Here is a 23588-nt window from a genome sequence, read left to right as displayed (position 1 = left end):
ATGATTTCAAGGGAAACTGGCGGTGTATTGAACCCCTTTGAGTTCGAATCCTCTACACTCACCATTGTGTTGCAACAAATAATCGCCCTGAAAACAATAGAAAGCAAGTTTTATGTTGCAACGCCTTGTGCGGGTTTGATTTCCGCTCTTGGCATGACTTCAATAATACTGATGAAAGTACCGTACCAACCGCGAGTTCGAATCCCTGTTTGGGATTCATTGGAAACGCTATCTTTGAGCATACTCATCCAGCCAGCAGAATGTGTTGACCAGTTTCATCTGCTCTACAGTACCGCATGGGATTTCCAGCAGCTTGGGATTGGCGACCACCACTGCCAAACATTGTGCGCGTGAGACGGCAACATTCAAACGGTTCTTGCTGTACAGAAACTCAATATTGCGCGGCAGATCTTCGGCGCTGGATGTCACCATGGAAATCAGCACGATGGGCGCTTCTTGGCCTTGGAATTTATCAACGGTGCCGACCTTGGCATTGTCCGGCAGGATGGAGCGCAGATAATTCACCTGCACATTGTAAGGCGTGACCACCAGAATATCATCTTCGGTGATCGGGCGTGTGCTGCCATCACGGTCGGTAAATTCTTGGCCGAGCAACGCATCATATTTGGCTTTGATGATCTCACCTTCCTCGACACTCTTTTGCGAGCAGCCTTCATGCTCTGCCGGGATCATAACAATCCCTTCATTAGGCAGATCAACGCCTTGCAGGCTCAGGCTGCGCTCGGCAGTGCTTTCATGGGCTGTCAGGCGGCCATCATAAAAGGCATCAGAAATAAATTGGCAGATGCTGGGACGCATGCGTCTGGTTTGACCAAGGAAGATACCACGCTCTGCCGGGATGGTGGAATGATCACCCAGCAAGAATTCCAGCACTGACAATCCAGCTTCGCCCGGATGGGTGCCTTGGATGGGTTGCCCCAGCTGCATCTGGTCACCGACCAGAATGATATTCTTGGTCGCCGTAGCCATCGCCACCACATTAGCCGTAGCAACTTGTCCGGCCTCATCAATGAAAAGATAATCCAGTTGGCCATCAAAGTGCGGGCTGGCAAAGGTCCATGCGGTGCCTGCAAAGAGATCAGCGCCAAGGCGCATATTCTCGGTCTTGATTTCTGAGCGGATGAACTGCCCATCAAAGATGGTCTCGTCATTCCCGCCGCTGGCTTTTTTGATGCCATGGAAATGCACATCTTTTTCAGCGGCAACGCTTTCCACTTTTTCAAGCAAGTTATGAATGGCTTTGTGCGAGTTTGATGTAACACCGATTTTCTTGCCGCGCTTGATTAGGTCCACAATGATATGGCTGCTGGTGTAAGTCTTACCTGCGCCCGGAGGGCCTTGGATAAAGAGATAGCTGTTGTCTAACGCAGCAATGGCTTCCAGAGCATCCCCTTGCAGATCATCGCTTGTGATGACGGCTTCACCCAGCTGCTTACCTTGGATGCGAGGAACATTTCGCGCCAGCAGTTCGGTTGCGGCATGTGTGCCTTCCGGCGCTTCCAGCACATGATCGGCATAGCGGTAAATGGCCGAGCGGATGATCTTGCTATCAATGGGTCCCGGTGGGCCAATCGATAGGCTTTCTGGCAATGGTTCTTTGCTGGCTCCGCGTTTGATTTTAACAATGCAAGCATCCTCATCAATCTCAACAATGGTGCCTGCATTTTCCATGACAGCAATATCAACCGCCTGTGCGCCAACCTTCAGCTTGTATTCTTGCGATGGGAAACGGTAGCTGTATATCAGGGAGCGCTTTTCAGGCTCGGGGCTACCAATTTGTTGTAGGCCGCCAAGGCACTCCGTATCGTCAATCAGCTCATCTTCAAACTTGTTCTGACGTTCAAAGCTGCTCCACCATTGCGGCTTAGCTTCCCGGTTATGAAACTCTAGCAGATGCGATAGCCGTTCATTGGTGGGCGGCGGGTTATCCTCTGTCACGCCAAGGCGGGTTTGATAATCCTCATATTCAATTTCCCAGTCCTTGCGCTGTAACTCTTCTTCCTCGCCATATTCAGGCAATCCCTTAAACCACGGCGCGTCTTCCGGCTTAAGTGTCAGCAGCCAATCACGCAGCAAGTGCGTGGAAACGCAATCCACCTCGTTATAATCAGAAATCTCCTGCAGCAACTCATCGGCACCTGTTTCGCGCCATTCGTTGTAAACGATAATGCTGTCGGCAGCGGTCGCCACGGCATTGGCCCGCTTATCCATATAGAAGGTTTCCATGTTTTTGATGGAATAGCCGGGTTCAGAAGTGCGGATGCTTTCACGCACCACCAGATACAGATCAATGAATTTCTGATTACGAAGCAGATTATCCAGCTGCTCTTCACACACAGCGTAACGGCAGGCCAGGCGTTTTAGGGCTGTGGTTTCATAATGGTTGTAATGATAGATATGGGCATGCGGATATTCAGCCAAGTGATCTGCCAGAAAGCCCATAAAGCGCTTGAAGGTCTCTTTTTCTTCTTCGTGATCATGCGCCCAAAACGGCAGGAAAAGCTCCTTGCCATCTTTGAAATAATAGACCCCAAACAAATACTCCAAGCCATTCGGGTAAAGCGGATCGCCCTCCATATCAAAGAACAGATCACCATTATCTGGCACTGGCATACGGGTAAAGCCCTTGCCCGGAGGAAACGCAATGATCTCGCATTTATTCTCGCCCGTGGTGGCTTTGTGATGTTGCAGAACCGCTTGTGAGCGCAGGCGTAAAAACACATCACGGCTTAGGTCAGGGACTTTGGTATCGGGTTCTGTAGCTGCAAGCTCCGCAGCGTTGCGGATGCCAGCCTTCCGCAGCTTATCCATCTGTGAGCGCTGAATGTTGGCCACGAGGCTTAAATGGTCATCTTGTTCCCACTGCGCTTTGCATCCCTCACGCCATGGGCAGAAATTACAATGACCGCAAGGTTCAGGATATGAATCCGCAGGCAGGCTTCGCAGATAGGTTTCAAAGCGGCCTTTGGCGCGGGTGTAGTAATAGAAAAAGTCAGCTACACGGAAGCTGTGTTTTTCATGGTCGCCCAGAAACAGATGCATATCAGCCGGGCGTAACCCCTGCAGATCGGTCAGCAACTCGGAATAGACACAAAGCTGCATGATATGTTTGGGCTCGGCTGTTCGTGCCAGTTTGGTATCCAGCACCTCATAGCTGAAATCACCTAAGCTGGATGGCGTATCACACTTGATCAGAAAATCAGCATCACCCCGCCAAGGCGGCGCAAAGAAAACGGCCTGATAAATGACGTCCGCACCAGACTGCATGGCTTCCAATGTCAACTGGGCGCGGTCTTGCAAATTGCGGTCTTTGGGGATTTCAACGACAGACTTACCGTCGTCTTTGAGCTGTTGGAGATATGCTGCTTCGTGCTCCAAACCTTTTTGCTGCAGCAGCTGACCTGTGGTGCTGGCCTCGGCCTTGTCCATGCTCTCGCTCAGCGCCTTCACATCAAGGAAGCTCGCATGGTGACACCCTAAAAAGGTGACCAAGTCCGATGGTGAATAGAGAATCTGATCGTTACCGTATTGCTGCATGACCCTGTCTTATAACTTGATTTCCTCGATAACTTACTTGATTATTCATCCATTTTCTACTATTTTCAATCCATATATCCCGAGAAGGACATTAAAGCTATGCCCAATGATGACATTATGACCGTGAAGGAACTCGCCGATTACCTCAAGATTGCTGAGAAGACGGCCTATCGATTTGCATCTGAGGGCAAGGTTCCGGGCTTCAAAGTGGGAAGCGCGTGGCGGTTTCGCAAAAGCGAGATAGACCGCTGGATCAGTGAGCAAGAACAAAAAGGCGAGGACAAAAACGATGGCAATTAAAAAATCAGCACTATACAGCTCACTCTGGAAAAGTTGCGACGAACTGCGTGGCGGGATGGATGCCTCACAGTACAAAGACTATGTACTGACATTGCTCTTCGTAAAATATGTGTCTGACAAATACGCAGGCAAGCCAAATTCATTGATTGAAATTCCTTCAGGCGGCGGCTTCGCTGATTTGGTTGCCCTCAAAGGCGACAAAGAGATTGGTGATAAAATCAACAAAGCCATCGGCAAGCTCGCCGAAGCCAATGGCCTAAAGGGTGTGATTGATGTTGCCGACTTCAACGATGAAGACAAGCTCGGCAAAGGTAAAGAAATGCAAGACCGGCTATCAAAGCTGGTATCGATTTTTAATGATCTGGATTTCCGAAGCAATCGCGCAGAAGGCGACGACCTCCTCGGGGATGCCTACGAATATCTTATGCGCCACTTCGCAACGGAAAGCGGTAAAAGTAAAGGGCAGTTTTATACGCCTGCCGAGGTTTCCCGTATCATGGCCAAAGTCATCGGCATCGGTAAAGAAACGCGCCAAGACCAAACAGTTTACGACCCCACATGTGGTTCTGGCTCATTGTTGCTGAAAGCAGCTGATGAATCACCAAGCGGTATGTCTATTTACGGTCAGGAAAAAGATGTTGCCACCACGGCGCTGGCAAAAATGAACATGATCTTGCATGACAACCCGACCGCTGAAATTGCAGCTGGTGGCAGCAGCACTCTATCTGCCCCAGCATTTGCACCATCTGCATCTGAGCTGAAAACATTTGATTTTGTGGTCGCCAACCCTCCATTCTCAACCAAATCATGGCAAAACGGCTTTGCCAAGGACGAGAAGAAAAAGACCATCACCGACTTATATGGCCGTTTTGATTATGGCGTGCCCCCATCGAAGAATGGTGACTATGCCTTTTTACTGCACATTGTCCGTTCTCTGAAAAGCACTGGTAAAGGTGCGGTCATTCTTCCACATGGCGTCTTATTCCGTGGAAACGCTGAGGCAACCATCCGTAAGGAAGTAGTAAAGCGTGGTTATATCAAAGGTGTGATTGGCCTGCCCGCAAACTTGTTTTACGGCACAGGTATTCCGGCCTGTATTATTGTGCTGGACAAAGAACATGCCGCATCTCGCAAAGGCATCTTTATGATTGATGCCAGCAAGGGCTTTATCAAAGACGGTAATAAGAACCGCCTTCGCTCCCAAGACATTCACAAAATTGTTGATGTTTTCAATAAGGGGTTAGAAATCGAAGGTTTCTCCCGCTTGGTACCTGTCTCAGAAATATCAGATCCGAAAAATGACTATAACCTCAACCTCCCGCGTTATATTGATAGCGGTGATGAAGCCGACATCCATGATCTAACAGCGCATTTAAAGGGTGGTATTCCAAAACGTGATGTCGATGAGCTGCAGCGTTACTGGAATGTATTTACAGCAACCCGCGAAGCGCTCTTTAAACAAAATGGCAGTCCAGATTATCTCATTGCTCGCGTACCAAGCGATCAAGTCAAATCTACTATACTGGATTCTGCTGAATATCAGGCATACGCCAAAAAAGCCGAAGCAACCCTGACGGGATGGAAGGATAAGTACGAGCCGTATCTAAAATCACTCGAACAAGGCTGCAAGCCAAAAGATGTGATCTGGGAAATTTCAGAGGACTTACTGTCTACATTCTCAAATATTCCACTGATCGATAAATACGATGTGTACCAGCATTTAATGAATTACTGGTCTGAGGTCATGCAGGATGATGTTTATCAAATTTCCGGTGAAGGCTGGAAAGACGCGGCGCAAATACGCCTGATCATTGATGAAAAAGACAAGGACAAGAAGGTCAAAGAAACACCGGATATCGTTGTCGGCACAGGCAAAAAGGCTCAAAAATTCAAAGCTGAACTGATCCCGCCTGCTTTAATCGTGCAGCGCTATTTCGCGGATGAGAAGCATGCCATTGACGAGCTGGAAGCGCAGCGTGAGGCCATTGCCCAAGAAATTGAAGAACTCACCGAAGAGCACAGTGGCGAAGAAGGTCTGCTGGAAGATGCGAAAAATGATAAAGGCAAGCTCACCAAAACCAGCCTCAAGGATCGTATGAAAGAAATTAAAGGCGATGAAGACTTTGAGGATGAAATGGTCGTCCTGAAACAAGCGCAGAAACTGCTGGATCAAGAAAGTGCGCTAGCCTCGAAGATCAAGGCGCAGCAGCTTGAACTCGATAAAAAAACCGTATCGCATTACGCCAAACTTGATGTTGATGAGATTAAGGAATTGGTCGTCATCGACAAATGGTTTGATCGCCTAAGTGCTGATGTGGCGGCAGAGGTTGAACGTGTCACGCAGGTTTTAGCGAACCGTGTGAAAGAGCTTGAAGAACGCTATGCCCACCCCATGCCGGAACTGACCAAACAGGTTTCAGATTATTCCAATCGCGTGGAAGAGCATTTGAAAAAGATGGGGCTAAGCTGGTGATGGCAGAGATGAGAGCAGGATATAAACAAACAGACATCGGCGTTATCCCAGAGGATTGGGATATTAAAAGCTATGGTGAAATTTTTGATTTCTTAAGTACCATATCTAATTCGAGAGCAGATCTCTGTTTTAAAGGTGACTTTGGATACATTCATTACGGCGATATTCACACTCGCTGGGAAAATACCCTCGATTTATCAAAGAATGAGCTGCCTGAGCTTCGTAGGGAAAAGATTAAAAAACTTCCTGCCTCTTTGAGGGATGGTGATCTTGTAATGGCGGATGCATCAGAGGACTACGAAGGCATCGCTAAAACCGTCGAAGTGAAAAATATTGGTGAAAAGAAGGTGTTTTCAGGTCTCCATACGTTTTTGATGCGCGACCGGAATGCTGTATTTTCAGATGGTATTCGCGGCTACATCCAAGAAATGCCTGTTGTGCGCCAGCAAATACAAAAAGTTGCTACAGGGCTTAAAGTATTTGGTGTTTCAAAAAATACTCTCAAGAACGTTCAAATCCCTGTTCCCAAACCAGAAGAGCAAAAGCAGATCGCGGCGGCGCTGTCGGATGTAGATGGGCTGATTGAATCGCTTTCCCATCTAATTGCCAAAAAGCGCGACATGAAAACTGCCGCCATGCAGCAGCTCCTGACGGGCAAAAAACGCCTCCCGGGCTTTGATGGTGAGTGGAAAAAAAGAACCCTTGGAGAACTTGGCGATTGCATCATCGGATTAACATACTCTCCCTCTCAAATCGATGAATCAGGGACTCTCGTATTGCGCTCATCAAATATCCAAAATGGAGTCCTAAAATTTGAGGATAATGTTAGGGTTATATCAAAAATTCCTGAAAAGCTGATGGTTAGACAGAATGACATTTTGGTATGCGTCAGGAATGGCAGCAGAGCATTAATCGGAAAATGTGCCCTTATTAACCAAAATGCGATTGGCATGACGTTCGGTGCTTTTATGTCTGTTTACCGCTCCGAATTTGGATCTTTTATTTTCTACCAGTTCCAATCTGATGTGATTCAAGAGCAAATTAATAAGAACCTCGGCGCGACAATTAATCAAATTACAAACAAAACAATGCGTTCATTTGAAATTGACTTTCCCGAAGATGAAAATGAGAGACACGCCATCGTTTCAATACTCTCTGACATGGATAGCGAAATTGATACCCTCGAACAACGTCTAGACAAAGCCCGCAGCCTTAAAACGGGCATGATGCAGGAACTTTTGACGGGTAAAACACGATTGATCAAAACCAATAAAAAGCAGGAGGCGGCATGAGCAAGGTAGGAGCCATAGAGCGCGTTACGCAAGACCGCATCGTTAAGCTGTTCAAGGATCAACTTGGGTACGATTATCTGGGGGATTGGAAAGACCGCGAAAATAAGAACATTGAGCCAAGCCTGCTAAAGCCTTTCCTGAAAAAACAAGGCTACAGCGATAAGCTAATTGAACGTGCTTTGCGTGAGTTAGATCAGGCTGCAGCACTGGGCGATGGGCGTAGCCTGTATGACGCCAATAAAGACGTTTACCGTCTGCTGCGCTACGGCATCAAGGTGAAGGAAGGTGCTGGCGAGCAAAACCAGACCGTTTGGCTTATCAACTGGGCTGAACCAGAAAACAATGATTTTGCAATTGCTGAGGAAGTCACCGTCAAAGGGAACAATACCAAACGCCCGGATGTTGTGTTGTATCTTAACGGTATAGCCGTTGGTGTGATTGAGTTAAAACGCTCCATCATTGGCCTGACGGAAGGCATTCGCCAGAATTTGCTTAATCAGCGGAAAGACTTCATCCGTCCATTCTTTACCACCATGCAATTGGTGATGGCTGGAAATGATACACAAGGTTTGCGCTACGGCACGATTGAAACCAGTGAAAAATATTACCTTGAATGGAAAGAAGAAGGTGGCATTGGCGACTATAAGCTGGATCGGCACATTTCACTTATGTGCGAAAAGCATCGTTTGCTTGAGCTGATACATGATTTCATTGTTTTTGATGCAGGCGTTAAGAAGACTTGCCGCCAGAACCAATATTTTGGAATTAAAGAAGCACAGGATTATATCCGCCGCCGTCAGGGCGGGATCATCTGGCACACGCAGGGCTCTGGCAAAAGCCTGACCATGGTGTGGCTCACTAAATGGATACGTGAGAATGTCAAAGATTCCCGTGTTCTGATCATTACCGACAGGACCGAACTGGATGAGCAAATTGAGAAGGTTTATCGCGGCGTAGATGAAGATATCTACCGCACCACCAGTGGCTCTGATCTTGTTCACACGCTAAATGGCACCGATCAGTGGCTGATGTGTTCGCTTGTCCATAAATTTGGCGGCTCTGATAATGATGAATTGTCTGATGAAGATGTCGATAAGTTCTTGGCTGAAATTCAGAAGAATATGATGTCCAACTTTGAGGCAAAGGGTGACATCTATGTGTTTGTGGACGAGTGTCACCGCACTCAATCAGGAAAACTTCACACAGCGATGAAGAAGATCTTGCCAAATGCCCTATTCATCGGTTTTACAGGCACACCTTTGCTCAAGGATGATAAGCAAACTAGCCTCGAAGTTTTCGGGCCTTATATTCATACATACAAATTTGATGAAGCGGTTAAGGACGGCGTTGTACTCGATTTGCGCTATGAGGCACGCGACATTGACCAGAACATTACCTCTCAGGACAAGATTGATCTGTGGTTTGAGGCAAAAACAAAAGGTCTCAACGATTTCGCCCGGGCGCAATTGAAAAAGAAATGGGGAACCATGCAAAAGGTTCTCAGCTCTCAATCAAGGCTAGAAAATATAGTCGCGGATATTTTGCTGGATATGGAAACACGAGATCGACTGGCAGATGGTCGCGGTAATGCGATTTTGGTTTCTGGCAGCATCTATCAAGCATGCAAATTCTTTGAGCTCTTTGATAAGACAGACCTCTCCGGCAAATGCGCGATTGTAACCTCATACAAACCATCGCCTCAAGACATCAAAAATGAAGAAAGTGGAGCTGGGTATACTGAAAGACTGCACCAGTACGATATTTATCGAAAAATGCTGGCTAACTTCTTTGACGAGCCTGCTGATCAAGCGGTCAATCGTGCAGAAGAATTTGAAAAGAAAGTGAAAGAAAAGTTTGTCGATGAGCCCGGCCAGATGCGCCTTCTAATCGTCGTTGATAAATTGCTTACAGGGTTCGATGCACCTTCGGCCACATATCTTTATATTGATAAAAAGATGCAAGATCATGGCCTTTTCCAAGCTATTTGCCGCGTAAACCGCTTGGATGGTGAGGATAAAGAATACGGCTATATCATTGACTACAAGGATTTGTTCAACAGCTTGGAAAGCTCTATTCAAGATTATACTTGCGGTGCATTTGATAAATACGACAAAGAGGATGTTGCTGGCCTGCTTGAAGATCGCCTTACTAAAGCCAGAGAGCGGTTGGATGAAACACGCGAAACGGTAAAAGCTCTTTGTGAAAATGTTGGCACACCAAAAGACACTGCTGCGTATATTCAATATTTCTGTGCACTGGATACATCTGACAAAGATGCTTTGAAGGACAACGAACCGCGTAGGCTTGCTTTATACAAAGAAAGTGGCTCATTTATTCGTGCATATGCTGCGCTAGCAAATGAAATGATTGATGCTGGCTATTCTCCAGAAGAGATTGAAGCGATTAAGGCCGAGGTTCAACACTATGAGGCTGTTCGAACTGAAGTTAAAATGGCCAGCGGTGATTATATCGACATGAAGGTCTACGAGCCTTCAATGCGTCATTTGATTGATTCATATATTCGAGCAGAAGAAAGCCAAAAGATATCAGCTTTCGATGACCTCAGCCTTATCCAGCTTATTGTTGAGCGCGGAGAAGACGCAATCCAAGAGCTACCCGAAGGAATTCGTAACAACGAGGAAGCGGTTGCAGAAACCATCGAAAATAACATTCGAAAAGTCATTATTGATGAACAGCCAGTTAACCCAAAATACTATGAGAAGATGTCCGAGCTCCTTGATGCGCTTATTCAGGAGCGTAAAGAACAGGCACTTAAGTATAAGGATTATTTGAAGAAGATAATTGACTTGTCGGGAAAGGTTTCGAAGTCAGAAACGAACAGTTCTTATCCCAAATCCTTAAACTCTGCGGCGAAAAGAGCTCTCTACGACAATTTAGGAAAAGATGAAAATCTTGCCATTGAGGTGGATAAAATTGTCAGAGCCACCAAGAAGGATGGCTTTCGTGGAAATAGGTTCAAGGAACGCGAAATAGAACTGGCTATTCGTTCTGTTCTGAGCGTTACTGACTATGACGCGAAACAAATACTTGAACTGGTGAAAAATCAAAGTGAGTACTAATGAAAGCACAATTACTGTAAATGAACTGCCTGTGAAGGTTATCCGAAAGAGAATAAAAAACCTTCACTTGGCTGTTTATCCGCCTGATGGATGGGTCAGAATTGCCGTTCCAGAAATTATTGATGATGAGGCCGTTAGATTGGCCGTTATTTCAAAACTCGGGTGGATTAAGCGCCAAATTAAATCTTTTGAAGATCAACCTCGCCAAAGTGCCAGAGAGCTCATTACTGGGGAGAGCCATTATTATCTTGGCCGCAGATATTTATTAGACATTGCTGAGACCGAAAAACGCCCCTTTATTGAAATCCGGAATAAAAAAACGTTGGTGTTAAATATTAATAGAGACACCGAACTCGAGGATCGTGAAAAACTGCTTACGGATTGGTACCGTAAAGAAATGAAAAGAATTCTGCCGGGTATTGTTCGAAAATGGGAAATTAAATCTGGCTTAGAGGTAACATCCTTCGGAATTAAAAGAATGAAAACAAAATGGGGAAGCTGCAACCCTTACCATAAAAGAATATGGCTTAACTTAGAGCTTATCAAAAAACCAATTAACTGCCTTGAGTATATTGTTGTCCATGAAATGGTCCATTTTCTAGAGCGCACACACAATGATAACTTTATAGCTCATATGGATCGCATTATGCCCCAATGGAGAACTTTCAGAGATGATTTGAACAGGTCTCCTTTAGCTCATGAAAACTGGGAATACTGATATAACTCACTTTCAGCAACCCGTCGCCGAACCAGTCCTTTGAGCTTACGGCCACCAGCCCAGACCCAGCGCATAAATTGTTCTGGAACTTCAGCGTGCTCCTCGCGGTTGATTTTACGGCGCAGTGTTGAACGCTGGAGCGCCCCGCCGCCAAGATTGTAGGTGAATGACACCAGCGCATCGAACTGACCATCTGTCAGTGGTACGTTAATCAGGCGCAAAACAGCACGTTCTGCTATCTGGGCATCTTGGCGCAATAATTCTTCGGCCTGTGATTCATCAATGCCTGCTGAAAAGTCCTCGTCGTCTTTGACAACGTGACCATAGCCGATGGTCGGATAACCAGCCGGACAAAAATATAAGGTCCGAGAGAAGCCCTCAAACCGTTTGATCAGGTCCAGTCCATTTTGCGTTATGTTCCTCATGTTTCTCCTCTTTTCTTGTAATTTCAATCGTTGCTGATAATATGTTCTGGTACGAAAACCAGAGGGATCGAAGCATGGCGCTAAACTTGGCGAATACTGTTGTTGAATTTTTACAGCAAAATCCGGAGCAAAAATTTACTGCTCGGGAGATCGCTAATTGGATATTTGAAACCTATCCAGATGAATGTCGCCAAAAACAAAAGCGCTCAACTGCTACCGTTAATCCGCTCGACAATGAAACAGCATTGCTGCAGCAAATCGTTGCTGAAATTGGTTCACAACGCCCGCGACTGCAGAAGCGTCATCCGGAAGTAAAAACCACAGAAGGTCGCCCTCGAAAGTATTATTTCACTGAATCAACTGACAGTGCTGAGATTGACCATGCTGAAAGTCATGAGCCTTCACCCGCCACAAAAGCGAACGGGGCTGTTGTAAAAGAGCATGACCTTTACCCCATCCTGTCAGAATTTCTCTGGTCAGAGCTTGAGCTGTACAGCAAACGAATTGATGAAAAGCGATCTCGTAATTCTAAAGGCGCAGGCGGTAATAAGTGGCTCTACCCTGATCTTGTTGGTATGGAAGATCTCAGCTCTGATTGGCACCGTGAAATCAAAGACTGCGTGCAGCAGTATGCTGATAAGAAAACCAAACTTTGGTCGTTTGAAGTTAAGATATTAATTAACCGATCAAATGTACGGGAAGTCTTTTTCCAAGCTGTAAGCAACTCTTCATGGGCAAACTTCGGCTATTTGGTTGCCAGCGAAATTGAAGGTGCTGATACCTTGAAAGAACTTCGCATGCTCTCCAGCCTTCATGGTATTGGATTTATACGTCTGGACGCTGAGAACCCATCTGAAAGCCAAATCATGATTCCGGCCAAGGAGCGCACTGAAATTGATTGGGATACGGCGAATAGGTTGACGGAAGAAAACAAAGACTTCTTGCAATATATAAAGTTAATCCGTCAGTTTTATCAAACAGGTGAGATACGCCAGTCTGACTGGGATATGAATGCAGAGCAGGATTAATCCTTTTCCAGTGTTCCTATAACTTTCAGGTTCTTGCTTCCACATTCAAAAACGCCATGCCATTGCTCTTGCCCGAGGACTTCTTTGCGCTCGATCATTAGCGTAAAGCGGTCAATGCCGTATTGTTTGGCAGTGGCGTAATCTTCCAGCGCGTACCAAGATTTTCGTGCCAGCGTGGTGGCCATTTTCTTGACGGTGTATTCAAAAGCATTGAGCAGTGCTTCCAGCTCTGCATCGGTGCATTTTTCGTTTTGAACATCCTCAATCATGGCTTTGTAAAATAGTTTGCTCATGGCGTTATCTCCTTGTTTTCAATTGCTTTTTACACTTACAGTAACGCTTCATTCCGGGCGCTTATCAAGTGAATAAGATCATGTTTTTCAAGGGTTTGAGCGGAACTTGGCCAAGGCGCGTTGCCCGAACCAGAAGGACATGACAGCGGCAAATAACGCCTGCGTTTCAGCGTCCCATACGGCGATCAGTCCGTCGGTAATTCCGACACCCTGATCCAATAACTTGAACAGTGCAGCAGTTTTGACCGTGGCAAACAGGATGAAGAATGCATAGGTGATAATCGGGCGCACAGAAGCTCTCAGAGCCTCCACCCATTTCACACCGCTGGGCTGGCTGGCATGAGCATAGAGCGCCTTGCTTTCAGCCACATCGGCCTGCACCTGTATTTCTTCAAGGCGCTGTGTATGGCCTTGGCGTTGCGCTTCCATCTGGCGATCCAGAATGGCCAGCTCATGTTTACGGTCGGCATGGTCACGCCAGAGTTTCAAAAAATCCGGGAATGCGGATGATAAAAAGCCCAGCAGGCTTCTAAGTAATGTCAGCATAGTTTTTCTCCTGTTTATTTGGGGGTGAAGGGTCCAAGTTTTGCAGCCACGCCTGCGACCAAGAGCGCCAGAACACCAATGGTGATCCAGCGCACAACGGTTTGCAGAAAAGTGCGTTGCATGGTTTTGATTGAGCCTGCCAGATCGCGCAGCGTGCGGATGTCGTTGGCAGCCTCTTCATCTGCCAAGCCAACTTCTTTGAGGGCTTTTCTGGCCCCTCGGCAGGCAGCTTGCTCCAGCAGAGACTCAAATTCTGTACGCGGCAGGCACACCATATCGTCCTGCCGCTGATGGTTATCAGCGGTCATGATTACTCTTCCTGTTTTTAAGGGTTATTGGTCGGCTGTATGTACGATCGGGTTTTCAGCAACGGCGCTGATTTCAACCAGCTCGCCCCGAGGCCGAACAGCCGTCACGCGGGCCAGCGTGCTCCATTTCTCACCAGCACCAAAGGCAATATGCGTGCGCTCTTGCAGCTCTCCGGTGTAGGGCGTGAAGTCCAGTTCATCCTGCAAAACCACCTGACCGGGTGTCTCACCGGGCAAAACAAGCCACGGACCAGAAACGCTGCCATCAGCTTTACGCAAACTGATGAAATGATCCCCAAGCTCCTCAGACCATTCCAATGGCTCAGACAGGCTCAGAACATTGTCATCAACCGCAATAACCTCGGCACCTTGCCCCCAGCTCGGCATATCGTGGGCAATTGCAATCAGATCACCGTAAGTGGGGATCAAGCCTTCCAACTCCGTTTGAAAGGTCACTAAACGCCTACGGTAGCGATTGGCGGCAGCCATATATTTACCTTCACGGATGGCTTGGTCTTTTTCAGTGCAGCCAAACAATCGCACCCGGGCGGGTTGATCGCTGGTGCTGTCCGGCAGGCTGACGGTTTCTTCTGCCGTTTGCCATGTCTCTTTTGAAAAATACTCCACCGTGACGCTGTCAGCCGTATCATCACTGGCTAGCAGATATTGGATTTTGAGGCTGTTCTTCACGATGTTGCGCGGGCTGAACAAGGCAACCGGGATCGAGCGTTGTTCATCTCTGACAAAGCGAACAGTACCGCTTTGCATGAAACTCACAGCGCGGCCACAACGTGCTGTTCGGCTCAACGCCTCCCAGACCGTGACTGTTTGATCAAACACGGCATCGAAATAATCACCGCGAGATTGCCAATTGACATCCAGCGCCTTAAGCTGTGTAAGATCAATCCGGCTATCATCCAGTTTTCCACCATATTGACTGCGGGCAATATCTGCGAGAGCCCATGCAATGGAGCGTGTGGTTTGTGGAGCTGACCATCCTGTGGCTTCATCCCATATAGGCAATTTGCGCGTGACAAGGCAGTTTACCATCCGTGATGAGCGTTGAGACAAATTATCTGTGGCCCGCATTTTCATGGCGATGAGCGTGACATCCCCAAAATCAGGTGTTTGATCCAAGACAGCTTTTAAACCGCCCCAACGCAATTCATGTCCGGCTCTAGCAGATGTATCTTTGGCATCGGTTCTCAAAGCCCGCACTTCATAACGCCCCACCGCCACCGCATAATCAAACGTCATGCGTTGCGGTGTATTGGTGGCTGCTGTGAGGGTTTCACTTCCCAATGTTTGCCATGCGCCAATGGCTGTGCCGTCATCATCGATCTGACGCGCTTCAAATTGCCATGTAATCGTTCGGTTGTTCAGGCCACCACTGTCATTGGCGTAATAGACCCCACGCGGCATGACAATATCGATACTGATCTGGTGGCAATTGGTTTGTGAGGGGTTGGCCACAAAAGGCCCGACCCAATCACCGCCATCACCTGTGCTGAGCAACTCCTGTCCTGCGACCTCGGGTGCAGTGACCACATCCGTATCAAATAGCGTAACGGCATCGCCGGGCTGTACAATTTCATAGTCAATTTCTTCAAAGGAGCTGATCGGCGTATCCTCAATACGGATCTGCTCCAGATCATAATCACCCTGACCAATGCAGTGCAGCTGATGCAAATATTGCTCGTTATTCTGATAGAGCGAATATGGCGTTGCGGCCAGATCGGGATAGACAATGTGCCGACCGTAAACCACTGGGATGGGTTGACTTAAGCGTGCCTGATTGCCTTGTGACTGCAATGAATAGGTTGGGCTGGCTGCGGGTGTATTACCAAAGCCACTGTTCAAACTCGTTGATGGCACAGGTGGCGGTACTAAGACATTCAACAGCGCACTTCCGGCCAGTGCTACACCAGCGGTAACCAAGGCCACTCCAACAGTACTGGTGACACCAATCGCCCCCGCAAGCGCAGCTCCGGCATAAGGAGCCGCAACCATCACAGCAATGGTCAAAACGGATCGTAAAATCTTGCCACCCCCACCGCCGCCACCTTGGGGTAGCGTGATAAAGGTGACGATGTCAGACAGACCAATGGTGATCTTGTTCCATTGATCTCGTAACACGGCTTCGCCATTGAATAGGCAGATAGTAGGACGTTCAAATTCTATGATGCCTGCCTCATTCAGCCATTCTCGAATAGTGATGGGATGATCGACCGCAAAAATATCGCGTCCGCGTACTGGCATAAAAGGATTGTGAAGCATGTGGACGCAAGCAAACATGGGAACCTCTTTATTTGTTAGTCTGGTTTAGCGGCATTCCCCTGAAACCGATAAAACCCTTCAATTTGCCAGCCTGCGAGTTTGAGACTGGCCATATTCTGAAACACCACACCATTGCCCTTCACGCAGTGAAGAACACCTTGTTCGCTAGGGCTGATGGTGATCCATATGCCCACATGGATGGGGTGGCGGGATTGGCGCATCAACACTGCATCACCTTGTTCTGGTGTATCGGTAAGTTGCCAGCGTTTGCGCTCTGGGTGATCTCGAAAGGTCAAAGCCAAGCGCTTTAAATTTCCCTCGGCAACAGGAATATCGGGCAAGTTTCGGCCAAAATGATGCTTTTGCACCCAAACCACGAGACTCCAGCAATCAAAAACATCTGGGCCTTTCGCTCCAGCCTGCCAAGGCAAGCCGATATAGCGACACGCCCAGTGCAGCCCATCTGGCTGCCGGGTCAATTCATTCATAATATGTCCTTTATTTGGGTTAGCGGGTCAGGCCGGGAAAGCGCGTGGCCGTGTAGGTTTCTGACGGAAAGCTCTTATTGCCGATATCCAGCATACGGGCGCGACCAACAACGCGGCTGACATCCGCTTCGACCTCGCTCAAGATCAACGTGATCGGCGGGTCCATCTGCGGCCCGGATAGATCATTGCTCAAATATGGGCGATAGGTGATCTCAATTTTTTCTGCGCTCTCAACGGCAGCATCCAGATGCTTGATCAGCTCGCGGCTGACATTATCGATAGTGACCGTGATTTCCGGCACTGGTGATGTGTCAACAGGTGGCAGCTCCAGATCAAATCCCATGGCAATGAAGGTGACATATTCATCCGGGTTTAAGGGCGCGGTATCTTCCAGCTTGGCTGATAAGTCTTGATGGTCACGCACCAAACGCACAGCAATGGGCTGGCCTTCATCATCCCTGAAATCAGGATGGCGAAGCTCCAGCGTGTGTAAAATCACGATGTCACTGGGCGCAGAAGCATAGGCTTCGGCAATCGCCGTATTCAAGGTGGGATCAGGCATCTTCATCCTCCCACGCAATATCGGTGATGTAATCCACCGCCACGCCATCCAAGAAAGAAGCTTCAATGGCATCGGATCGTGATCGCAACCGTGAAATTTCAGTCAATAACCCTTGCGCTTTTGTCAGCTTTTCTTGTTCATCGTCCGTCAGATCAGACCGCCCACCCAAAAGATACAAATCAGCCAGTGCATTTTGCTGTTTCCACGCAGGGGCAATATTGGTGATGCGCCGTCCGGCTTCTTCCTTGATCTGTCGAATAAGCTGACTGCTTGAAAGAACATCAGCCAGCTCATCGTCACTCACAGCTTTACCGCCTGATGGCGGAGTAACCTCCGCAGCAAAAGCGTAATAATGCCGTCCATTCAGGTCAGCTAAATGGATGGGAGCAGTTTCACTTCCAGCGAAGCTCGGCGCACGATCATGCAAATAGGATTTGAGATTCATAAAAGCCTCCTAAAAAATCACATTTGTTAGTTTTTGAATGTCATGCAGATTGCCGGGCCGTGTTCCGGTCTCACCGTAGGAGTTGTTTTCCCCACAGGCATCAACGCGGCCATCATCATATAAAACGCCAAGCCCCCATGGGCTTGTGCCGTGGCCAAAGGGGCTCCAGTCAGCAATCGTCCCGGATACACCTAGAACCTCTTTGAAGGTGTCGTTGGTCGTATTTGAGTTTCCAAAGCCGAGGTTTCCATTACCGTTATAACCTGCCGCCCACAGCGCATTCCCAGCCTGCACAATGCAGCCGATATAGCTGGAGCTACCAGCGATCTGAACGCGGGTGATATTGCCCTGAAAAGGACTGTTGGGTTTAAAAGGTGTGTTTTGCTGAGTGGTATTGCCCGTTCCCAGTTGGCCATAGCCGTTATAGCCCCAGAAATAGACCTCATTCTGATCGTTCAAAGCGCCAACGGTGCAGTAACGCCCATCCGAAGCAAAAATGTCAGTAAACACATCTGGCCTAGAGATTTGCGTAAAGCTATTGCGCTGTGTGGTATCACCCTGACCAAGCTGTCCATGACCGTTATAGCCCGTCGCCCATATTGAACCGTCAGCCCTTAAGACAAAACCACTACCCGTTGGCGTGTTACCATCTGTTTGATACCCACTCACAGGTAGCGCTTTGACGGCGTTAGAAATTGCAGCGTTCAGGATTGGCGTGCTGCGTTGGGTGGTATCACCAAGCCCCAATTGACCATAGGCATTCCAACCCCAAACCCAGAGCGAACCGTCATCCTCAACCGCATAAATGGTATATGGGAGGCCAGAAACACCGACATCGACAATGTTTTCCAACGCTCCGCAACGCACAGGTGTGTATTGGTGCGATGTGGTGCCTGCTCCCATGTTTCCATTGCCTCCATAACCACAGGCATATAAGCGCCCATCCGTGGTTAAGAAATATGCAGCACCATAATCATGGTAGTTTGGCCGCCCCGGAATAACCCGAGCGATTTGAATGTTATTATTGACGAAATAATCAATCCGCTTGGCAATGGATCGGTTGGCTGTATCTCCATGGCCAAGCTGACCATAATTGTTGTAGCCCCATGACCAAACCACGCCAGTAGCTGTTAACCCGTAGTGCTGTTGCCCGCCTGTGAAAACATCCACGAAACGCACGTCTGGGTCTTCGGTTGCCACACTGCTGGGAATATAGATATGGCTGCCTGTTGGATTACCATTGGAGTAATTACCGCCATAACCACAGGCTTTAATAATGCCGTTGGCCATAAGATATGTGCGTGTGTACCAACCGCCATGACGGTTGACTTTGCCAAGCTTCCACACACGGCGTGACGGATCGAGCGATTGATCGCGCCAAGCAGGTTGGTTGCCTACCATTTGCAAGACTTGAGCGTTATCGCCACGAGAAAGACGCGCAGGAATTGCACCGTTATGAATAAGCAAATCACCTTCTTGGTTGAGCTGATCTGTGCCCGCCGCCATCAAATCCCAATCATCACCCTGAACGGGCGTAACGGCAGATACGGTGTGCTTGGCGATGAAGCTGGAACCTTGATAGGAAACGGCATCATGGCGCACATAATTGGTGGCACTATTATAGGCTCCGCGCCAGTTAATGCGGATATTGCCCAAATCAATCTGTGTCATGTTTTCACTTCCTTCTTAAATATTGATGATGAGGTGGCCATCCTCGTTGATGTTGAAATCCACCCCCGGCAGCGTGATGAACCATGTGTCAAAATCATTGGCGTTATAGGTGCCTTGGCCTGTAATGGCTGTGAGTTTTGAACCATCGGCACGCAGGCCGTAAAACACGCCCACGGATTCAATCACCTCAAACCCGTCTTCAGCTTGCTTGACCGCCAGAAGTTTTCCCGCCTGACCATTGATATTGGTTGGTAGATTCAGGGCATTGGCTGTTTGCAAAGCTGATTGGGCAGAGGATTGCGCTTCGTCACGATAGGTTTCGGTTTGTGATACAGCGTTGTTAAGCTGATCTGCTGACGCGCCAAGATCTGTTAATCCTGCCTGTATGCCATCCTCAATATCCTTAATGGCTTTGGCGGCGCTTTTGACATTACCGCCGTCAGTTGGCACTTCTGTCTGATCATCGCCATGGACGATGGTGTGCAGGAGCTGGCTGTCCGTTTGGACACGCGCCACCGCATCCTGCAGATCGGTCTGCAAGGTCATAAGAGTTTCCTTTGTTTATGGGTTAATAAAGGCGCTGCGGCAGGGTTTGATGCATCAGCACATAAAGGCTGTTGGAGACGGTAATAATCCCTTGAGCATCTTCACTAAGCAGCAGGTTCAGCAAGCCTTCATCCAGAACAGGCCGTTCACGGATTTCCAGCTCAGAGCGGATTTCCCAAAGTGTGCCGCCAAGCAGCTGGGCCTGAAACTGCCTTGTGAAACGGGCTTCCTGCGTCAGCAACCCAAGCCCGCCCAACAACTCAATTTCAAACCATGCGCCACCTTCCTTGGCTTGCCAGCGATACCATGCTTCAAACAGGGCAAACTGATCGCGCCGCATAATCCAGCGCACTGATACGCGGCTGGGTACTTGCGTAAATCGCCTGCGTTGCCTTGCCGGACCCGCTTCCATTTCTGTGCGAAGGATGGCATCGCCGGGCTGGATGCCATATCCCTCGACCGTTGGTAACGGTAATGTTTCTGGCCATGCGATCATCGGTAACTCCCCGCTGCTGGATTAAGTCCATAACGCCGCTCCAAAGTTGGGGCCAATCCTTCCCCTCGAGCGACATTGCGGGTCATTTGGCCTTCGATCTGTTCAACAATAATATCGAGCCTGCTACCACCGCCCGGCAGGGGTGACGTCTCGGTTCTGGTTTGAACACCAGCGGCATTATTGTGAACATTGACCTCGACTTTCACGGGCTCGCGCCCAGAAAGGCCAGCGCCAAGCAGTCGCATCTGTCCTGGTGTGAACACCGTCTCACCGCGCTTGGCGATAATCGGCACTTCATTGCCAATCACACCGCCGCTATGAAATTTGTGCGCCCCGGCAAAGACGGCAGGATTAACATGGCGGCTGGCGAGAACATCACCACCGATGACACCACCTGTATGTGCCGCTCCAAACAAGGAACCAAAATCAATCGATCCCAGTGCATTGGCCAATGGCTGCGTAATGCTTTGGCGAATTTGTATCCGCACCAAATCAGCAATAATGGAATCCGCTAGGGATTTGAAATCCAGCTTGCCCGTGGTCACAAATTCAACCAGCGCATCTTCCATGCCTTTGAAAGCATTTTTAACCAGCCGCTCAGTTTGTGAAGCCATGTCTTCGGCTTCATTCAAAACATCACGAAAACCGCGTTTGAGACCATCTTCCCAATGCTTTGAGCTTTGCAGATCTTTTTCACGCGCCTCACGCAGCATGTTTTGATAAACATCTTCGACCTGAGCGCGGAATTCATCATAGCCAACACGGGTTTTATCCAGTCCTGCCAAGGCTTCTTCACGCCATTCAATGGCTTTGAGCGTGGCCTGTTCAGTTTCAGATTTCAGGGCATTAAAAGCCCGGGTGATATCTTCCACCGTATCTTCATGGCGTTCTGCAGCTTCCCGCGCACGTGTATCAGCTTCCTCCAGCTCATATTTGCGGCTGATCAGATTACGAATACGCTGCTCATATTCTTGAGCGCCAGCGCTTTGATTGTTACTGAGATCAATACCCAAACGGCGCAATGCTTGTTCCTGCTCATTCAAAACAAGTGCGTTTTCAACTGCTGTGCCTTCGCTGGAACGGGCCGCAATAACGCGCCGCAAGGCCGCTTCTTCTGCTTCCAACTCCTGAATGTAGGAGCGGATTTTCTCTTCCTCCTTATCGCCCAACTGTTGTGGTGCTGCGGGCTGGGTCGGTGCTTGCGGCGTTTGTGGATTTGCCTGCGCGGCTGCCGTTTGTGTGACGCCAGAGCGCAATCGATCCAATTGATCGCCTGCACGCTGTGCAGCCAATTCTGCAGCCTGTAAGGCCAAAACCTGTTCTTGGATTTCCTTGGCATTTTCCGTGAAGTCCGGATATTTGACCGCCAAAGCCCATAAGGCATCCTGATATTCTTCAACAGTGATCCGGCCTGTTTGAAAGGCGCGGCGAACCTGAAACAGGTCGGCTTGTAAATCACTGCCAAAGCGCGAGAACTGATCCCAAAAACCACCGATTGCACCGTATTTTAGTTGCTTGGTGACTTCGCGGATATTCTCTTGGGCAATGTTGAGTTTTTCAGTCCACCGCGCCAAGGCTTCATTGCGTGAAGCGGCATTCAACTCCTCAATATCATCCGTTGTTTTTTGAACGGTTTCGCGCAATTCCTCCATTTCGGCGGCATGATCTTTGGCAGCTTTTCCGGCTGCGTCATGACCTTGTGCCAATTTATAGAGGGCCAACCCTGCAATAATGGCAATCCCGGCGGGACCGCCCAATAGAAGCATGACATTGCGAAGCCCAACCATCGCCAAGGTGGCCAATTTAGCGGCTCCTTCGGCAATCACCATTTTGGCCGCTGCTGCAACAGAAACTTGCGCCATTAAACGAAAGCCGACAATGGCTCCGGCATTACCCAGCATAGCTGCGTTCATGGCCGTAATTGCACCACCGACCGTTCTGGCAATCAGCAATGCCGTCAAACCTTCAACCGCCAGATCGGCATTGCGAACCAAAAACCCGAGCCCATCAGCAGCAACGCGCACAACGCCGCCCAAGGTTTCACCCAAAGCCCGCGCTACCTGCTTGCCGCTATCGGTTGTTTCTTTCAAACTGATGGCAACATCACGAATGGCATCATTCAGACCGCCCGCACCAACCTCACGGGCCAGCTTGGAAAAATTATCCTGAATATTGCTGAATATCCCGCCGAGCGTGTTCATTTGCTCAGACATAGCTCCGGCAAACTGGACATTCCCAATCTGGCGAAGGTAACTCTCAATTTCAGCGGCATTTTTACCAACCGTGGTGGTCACACCCTGAAAGGTGAAGGATACTTGCTCACCTTGGGTTCTGGCTTTAATCCCAAACTCTTTCAGGCGCTCAAACTCACCCGTGGCGGCATCGGCAATGGCCTCCACAAACTGCATTAGGTTTTTACCCATCGCAGAAGCCGTATTACCGTATGACATCAGCGCTTCTTGAGAGGGATCAAGCCCCAAGGCTTTTAGCTTGATAAAGGCTTCGGTGATCTGCTCCACATTAAACGGTGTGGAAGAGGCAAAATCCTCAATCATTTTGAAGGCGCGATCTGCCCCTTGCGCCGAGCCTGTCACGGTTTTCAAGCTGGCATGTAAACGCTCAAACTCACGGTTGGTCGAAACAATAAACCCAAGCGAACGGCTAATACCTTGAATACCTGCGTATGCGCCAATCAATCCGGCAGCCTGACGCAAGACGCCATTTAATGCCCGGGCGGATGCATCAACGGCTTTTAAACCAGCACTGGCGGGAGCGGTCGCATGGCTGATTTTATGAAAGGCTTGTTGGCCTTCCTTGCCCAGTTTGCCAAACTCACGGCGCAACTGCTCTCCACCCGTCGCTGACAAGCGGATCGATAGTTTTTTAGTTGCTGCCATTATTGTCGCCCATATCTTTTATTGCCAACAGCGTTCCCATCGCGATTTCTGGCAATAGTTCAGCCATCGCTTGAGGCTCATAGCCAAGCGAGGCACTGAGCTGCAGAGCGGTCTCTAGGGGAAAGCGTTCATGTGATTGTGTGATTAATTTGCAAGCCACATCCCAAGCCTGCCAGCCTTCCAAG

20 protein-coding genes are annotated in these 23588 nt (G+C 48.7%); 6 read left to right on the top strand and 14 right to left on the bottom strand.

The window, feature by feature from the left end; translation table 11 throughout:
- Nucleotides 1-228 precede the first annotated feature (228 nt).
- Nucleotides 229-3558, bottom strand: coding sequence for a TM0106 family RecB-like putative nuclease (locus tag PUV47_RS08700; RefSeq protein WP_274218132.1), 3330 nt, complete (start codon nt 3556-3558; stop codon nt 229-231).
- 99 nt (nt 3559-3657) lie between these two features.
- On the opposite strand from PUV47_RS08700, the gene mads1 reads away from it, so the two are divergent.
- From mads1 to PUV47_RS08675, 5 genes are read left to right on the top strand one after another with little or no spacing between them, the layout of a single operon-like run.
- A complete protein-coding gene (gene mads1, locus PUV47_RS08695; protein WP_274218131.1) occupies nt 3658-3858 on the top strand; it encodes a methylation-associated defense system helix-turn-helix domain-containing protein MAD1 in 201 nt (66 codons plus the stop codon).
- Nucleotides 3848-6331: a type I restriction-modification system subunit M gene (locus tag PUV47_RS08690; RefSeq protein ID WP_274218130.1), complete on the top strand. Its 2484-nt coding sequence runs from the start codon at nt 3848-3850 to the stop codon at nt 6329-6331. The genes mads1 and PUV47_RS08690 overlap by 11 nt, the downstream gene beginning before the upstream one ends.
- The gene (locus tag PUV47_RS08685; protein ID WP_274218129.1) at nt 6331-7623 is read left to right on the top strand and encodes a restriction endonuclease subunit S; all 1293 of its coding nucleotides are present in this window, start codon (nt 6331-6333) and stop codon (nt 7621-7623) included. The genes PUV47_RS08690 and PUV47_RS08685 overlap by 1 nt, the downstream gene beginning before the upstream one ends.
- Nucleotides 7620-10703 (top strand): type I restriction endonuclease subunit R, encoded by a 3084-nt coding sequence (locus PUV47_RS08680; protein ID WP_274218128.1) that lies wholly within the window; start codon nt 7620-7622, stop codon nt 10701-10703. The genes PUV47_RS08685 and PUV47_RS08680 overlap by 4 nt, the downstream gene beginning before the upstream one ends.
- Complete coding sequence (locus tag PUV47_RS08675) at nt 10693-11421, top strand: M48 family metallopeptidase (protein ID WP_274218127.1); 729 nt, start codon at nt 10693-10695, stop codon at nt 11419-11421. Before PUV47_RS08680 ends, PUV47_RS08675 begins: the two co-directional genes overlap by 11 nt.
- On the opposite strand, the gene PUV47_RS08670 is transcribed toward PUV47_RS08675, so the two are convergent.
- Nucleotides 11400-11846, bottom strand: coding sequence for a lysozyme (locus PUV47_RS08670; RefSeq protein WP_274218126.1), 447 nt, complete (start codon nt 11844-11846; stop codon nt 11400-11402). The two genes, PUV47_RS08675 and PUV47_RS08670, sit on opposite strands and share 22 nt — an antisense overlap.
- Nucleotides 11847-11920: 74 nt before the next feature.
- On the opposite strand from PUV47_RS08670, the gene PUV47_RS08665 reads away from it, so the two are divergent.
- Nucleotides 11921-12874, top strand: a complete 954-nt coding sequence (locus PUV47_RS08665; protein ID WP_274218125.1) for a COG2958 family protein — start codon at nt 11921-11923, stop codon at nt 12872-12874.
- On the opposite strand, the gene PUV47_RS08660 is transcribed toward PUV47_RS08665, so the two are convergent.
- The 12 genes from PUV47_RS08660 to PUV47_RS08605 form a co-directional block, all read right to left on the bottom strand.
- A complete protein-coding gene (locus PUV47_RS08660; RefSeq protein ID WP_274218124.1) occupies nt 12871-13167 on the bottom strand; it encodes a hypothetical protein in 297 nt (98 codons plus the stop codon). The two genes, PUV47_RS08665 and PUV47_RS08660, sit on opposite strands and share 4 nt — an antisense overlap.
- 87 nt (nt 13168-13254) lie before the next feature.
- The gene (locus tag PUV47_RS08655) at nt 13255-13713 is read right to left on the bottom strand and encodes a hypothetical protein (protein ID WP_274218123.1); all 459 of its coding nucleotides are present in this window, start codon (nt 13711-13713) and stop codon (nt 13255-13257) included.
- Between the two features lie 14 nt (nt 13714-13727).
- Complete coding sequence (locus tag PUV47_RS08650) at nt 13728-14021, bottom strand: DUF6127 family protein (protein WP_007347405.1); 294 nt, start codon at nt 14019-14021, stop codon at nt 13728-13730.
- Nucleotides 14022-14045: 24 nt separating this feature from the next.
- A complete protein-coding gene (locus PUV47_RS08645) occupies nt 14046-16316 on the bottom strand; it encodes a phage tail protein (protein WP_274218122.1) in 2271 nt (756 codons plus the stop codon).
- Nucleotides 16317-16333: 17 nt separating this feature from the next.
- Nucleotides 16334-16786, bottom strand: coding sequence for an NlpC/P60 family protein (locus PUV47_RS08640; protein WP_274218121.1), 453 nt, complete (start codon nt 16784-16786; stop codon nt 16334-16336).
- A 19-nt stretch (nt 16787-16805) separates the two neighbouring features.
- On the bottom strand, nt 16806-17348 hold the full coding sequence (locus tag PUV47_RS08635; RefSeq protein ID WP_274218120.1) for a DUF1833 family protein: 543 nt from the start codon (nt 17346-17348) through the stop codon (nt 16806-16808).
- Nucleotides 17341-17793, bottom strand: a complete 453-nt coding sequence (locus PUV47_RS08630) for a hypothetical protein (RefSeq protein WP_274218119.1) — start codon at nt 17791-17793, stop codon at nt 17341-17343. Before PUV47_RS08630 ends, PUV47_RS08635 begins: the two co-directional genes overlap by 8 nt.
- A 9-nt stretch (nt 17794-17802) precedes the next feature.
- Entirely contained in the window at nt 17803-19464 is a 1662-nt protein-coding gene (locus PUV47_RS08625; RefSeq protein ID WP_274218118.1) for an RCC1-like domain-containing protein, read from the bottom strand.
- Between the two features lie 15 nt (nt 19465-19479).
- A complete protein-coding gene (locus PUV47_RS08620; RefSeq protein ID WP_274218117.1) occupies nt 19480-20010 on the bottom strand; it encodes a hypothetical protein in 531 nt (176 codons plus the stop codon).
- 22 nt (nt 20011-20032) lie between these two features.
- Entirely contained in the window at nt 20033-20506 is a 474-nt protein-coding gene (locus PUV47_RS08615; RefSeq protein ID WP_274218115.1) for a hypothetical protein, read from the bottom strand.
- Nucleotides 20503-23403, bottom strand: coding sequence for a phage tail tape measure C-terminal domain-containing protein (locus PUV47_RS08610; RefSeq protein WP_274218114.1), 2901 nt, complete (start codon nt 23401-23403; stop codon nt 20503-20505). Before PUV47_RS08610 ends, PUV47_RS08615 begins: the two co-directional genes overlap by 4 nt.
- Nucleotides 23390-23587, bottom strand: coding sequence for a hypothetical protein (locus tag PUV47_RS08605; protein ID WP_274218113.1), 198 nt, complete (start codon nt 23585-23587; stop codon nt 23390-23392). Before PUV47_RS08605 ends, PUV47_RS08610 begins: the two co-directional genes overlap by 14 nt.
- Nucleotide 23588 lies beyond the last annotated feature (1 nt).

Source organism: Pseudovibrio exalbescens (assembly GCF_028737195.1).
GTDB classification, from domain to species: Bacteria; Pseudomonadota; Alphaproteobacteria; order Rhizobiales; family Stappiaceae; genus Pseudovibrio; species Pseudovibrio zosterae.
Note: the sequence above shows the minus strand (reverse complement) of the source record. Positions and strands in the feature narration are given on the sequence as shown.

What these genes read in the sequence shown, in the direction of transcription:
- PUV47_RS08655 (WP_274218123.1), bottom strand. Translation starts at nt 13,713, where the DNA reads ATGCTGACATTACTTAGAAGCCTGCTGGGCTTTTTATCATCCGCATTC.
- PUV47_RS08635 (WP_274218120.1), bottom strand. Translation starts at nt 17,348, where the DNA reads ATGCCTGATCCCACCTTGAATACGGCGATTGCCGAAGCCTATGCTTCT.
- PUV47_RS08620 (WP_274218117.1), bottom strand. Translation starts at nt 20,010, where the DNA reads ATGACCTTGCAGACCGATCTGCAGGATGCGGTGGCGCGTGTCCAAACG.
- PUV47_RS08630 (WP_274218119.1), bottom strand. Translation starts at nt 17,793, where the DNA reads ATGAATCTCAAATCCTATTTGCATGATCGTGCGCCGAGCTTCGCTGGA.
- PUV47_RS08615 (WP_274218115.1), bottom strand. Translation starts at nt 20,506, where the DNA reads ATGATCGCATGGCCAGAAACATTACCGTTACCAACGGTCGAGGGATAT.
- PUV47_RS08660 (WP_274218124.1), bottom strand. Translation starts at nt 13,167, where the DNA reads ATGAGCAAACTATTTTACAAAGCCATGATTGAGGATGTTCAAAACGAA.
- PUV47_RS08625 (WP_274218118.1), bottom strand. Translation starts at nt 19,464, where the DNA reads ATGACACAGATTGATTTGGGCAATATCCGCATTAACTGGCGCGGAGCC.
- PUV47_RS08645 (WP_274218122.1), bottom strand. Translation starts at nt 16,316, where the DNA reads ATGTTTGCTTGCGTCCACATGCTTCACAATCCTTTTATGCCAGTACGC.
- PUV47_RS08670 (WP_274218126.1), bottom strand. Translation starts at nt 11,846, where the DNA reads ATGAGGAACATAACGCAAAATGGACTGGACCTGATCAAACGGTTTGAG.
- PUV47_RS08640 (WP_274218121.1), bottom strand. Translation starts at nt 16,786, where the DNA reads ATGAATGAATTGACCCGGCAGCCAGATGGGCTGCACTGGGCGTGTCGC.
- PUV47_RS08680 (WP_274218128.1), top strand. Translation starts at nt 7,620, where the DNA reads ATGAGCAAGGTAGGAGCCATAGAGCGCGTTACGCAAGACCGCATCGTT.
- PUV47_RS08665 (WP_274218125.1), top strand. Translation starts at nt 11,921, where the DNA reads ATGGCGCTAAACTTGGCGAATACTGTTGTTGAATTTTTACAGCAAAAT.
- PUV47_RS08690 (WP_274218130.1), top strand. Translation starts at nt 3,848, where the DNA reads ATGGCAATTAAAAAATCAGCACTATACAGCTCACTCTGGAAAAGTTGC.
- PUV47_RS08610 (WP_274218114.1), bottom strand. Translation starts at nt 23,403, where the DNA reads ATGGCAGCAACTAAAAAACTATCGATCCGCTTGTCAGCGACGGGTGGA.
- PUV47_RS08650 (WP_007347405.1), bottom strand. Translation starts at nt 14,021, where the DNA reads ATGACCGCTGATAACCATCAGCGGCAGGACGATATGGTGTGCCTGCCG.
- mads1 (WP_274218131.1), top strand. Translation starts at nt 3,658, where the DNA reads ATGCCCAATGATGACATTATGACCGTGAAGGAACTCGCCGATTACCTC.
- PUV47_RS08685 (WP_274218129.1), top strand. Translation starts at nt 6,331, where the DNA reads ATGGCAGAGATGAGAGCAGGATATAAACAAACAGACATCGGCGTTATC.
- PUV47_RS08700 (WP_274218132.1), bottom strand. Translation starts at nt 3,558, where the DNA reads ATGCAGCAATACGGTAACGATCAGATTCTCTATTCACCATCGGACTTG.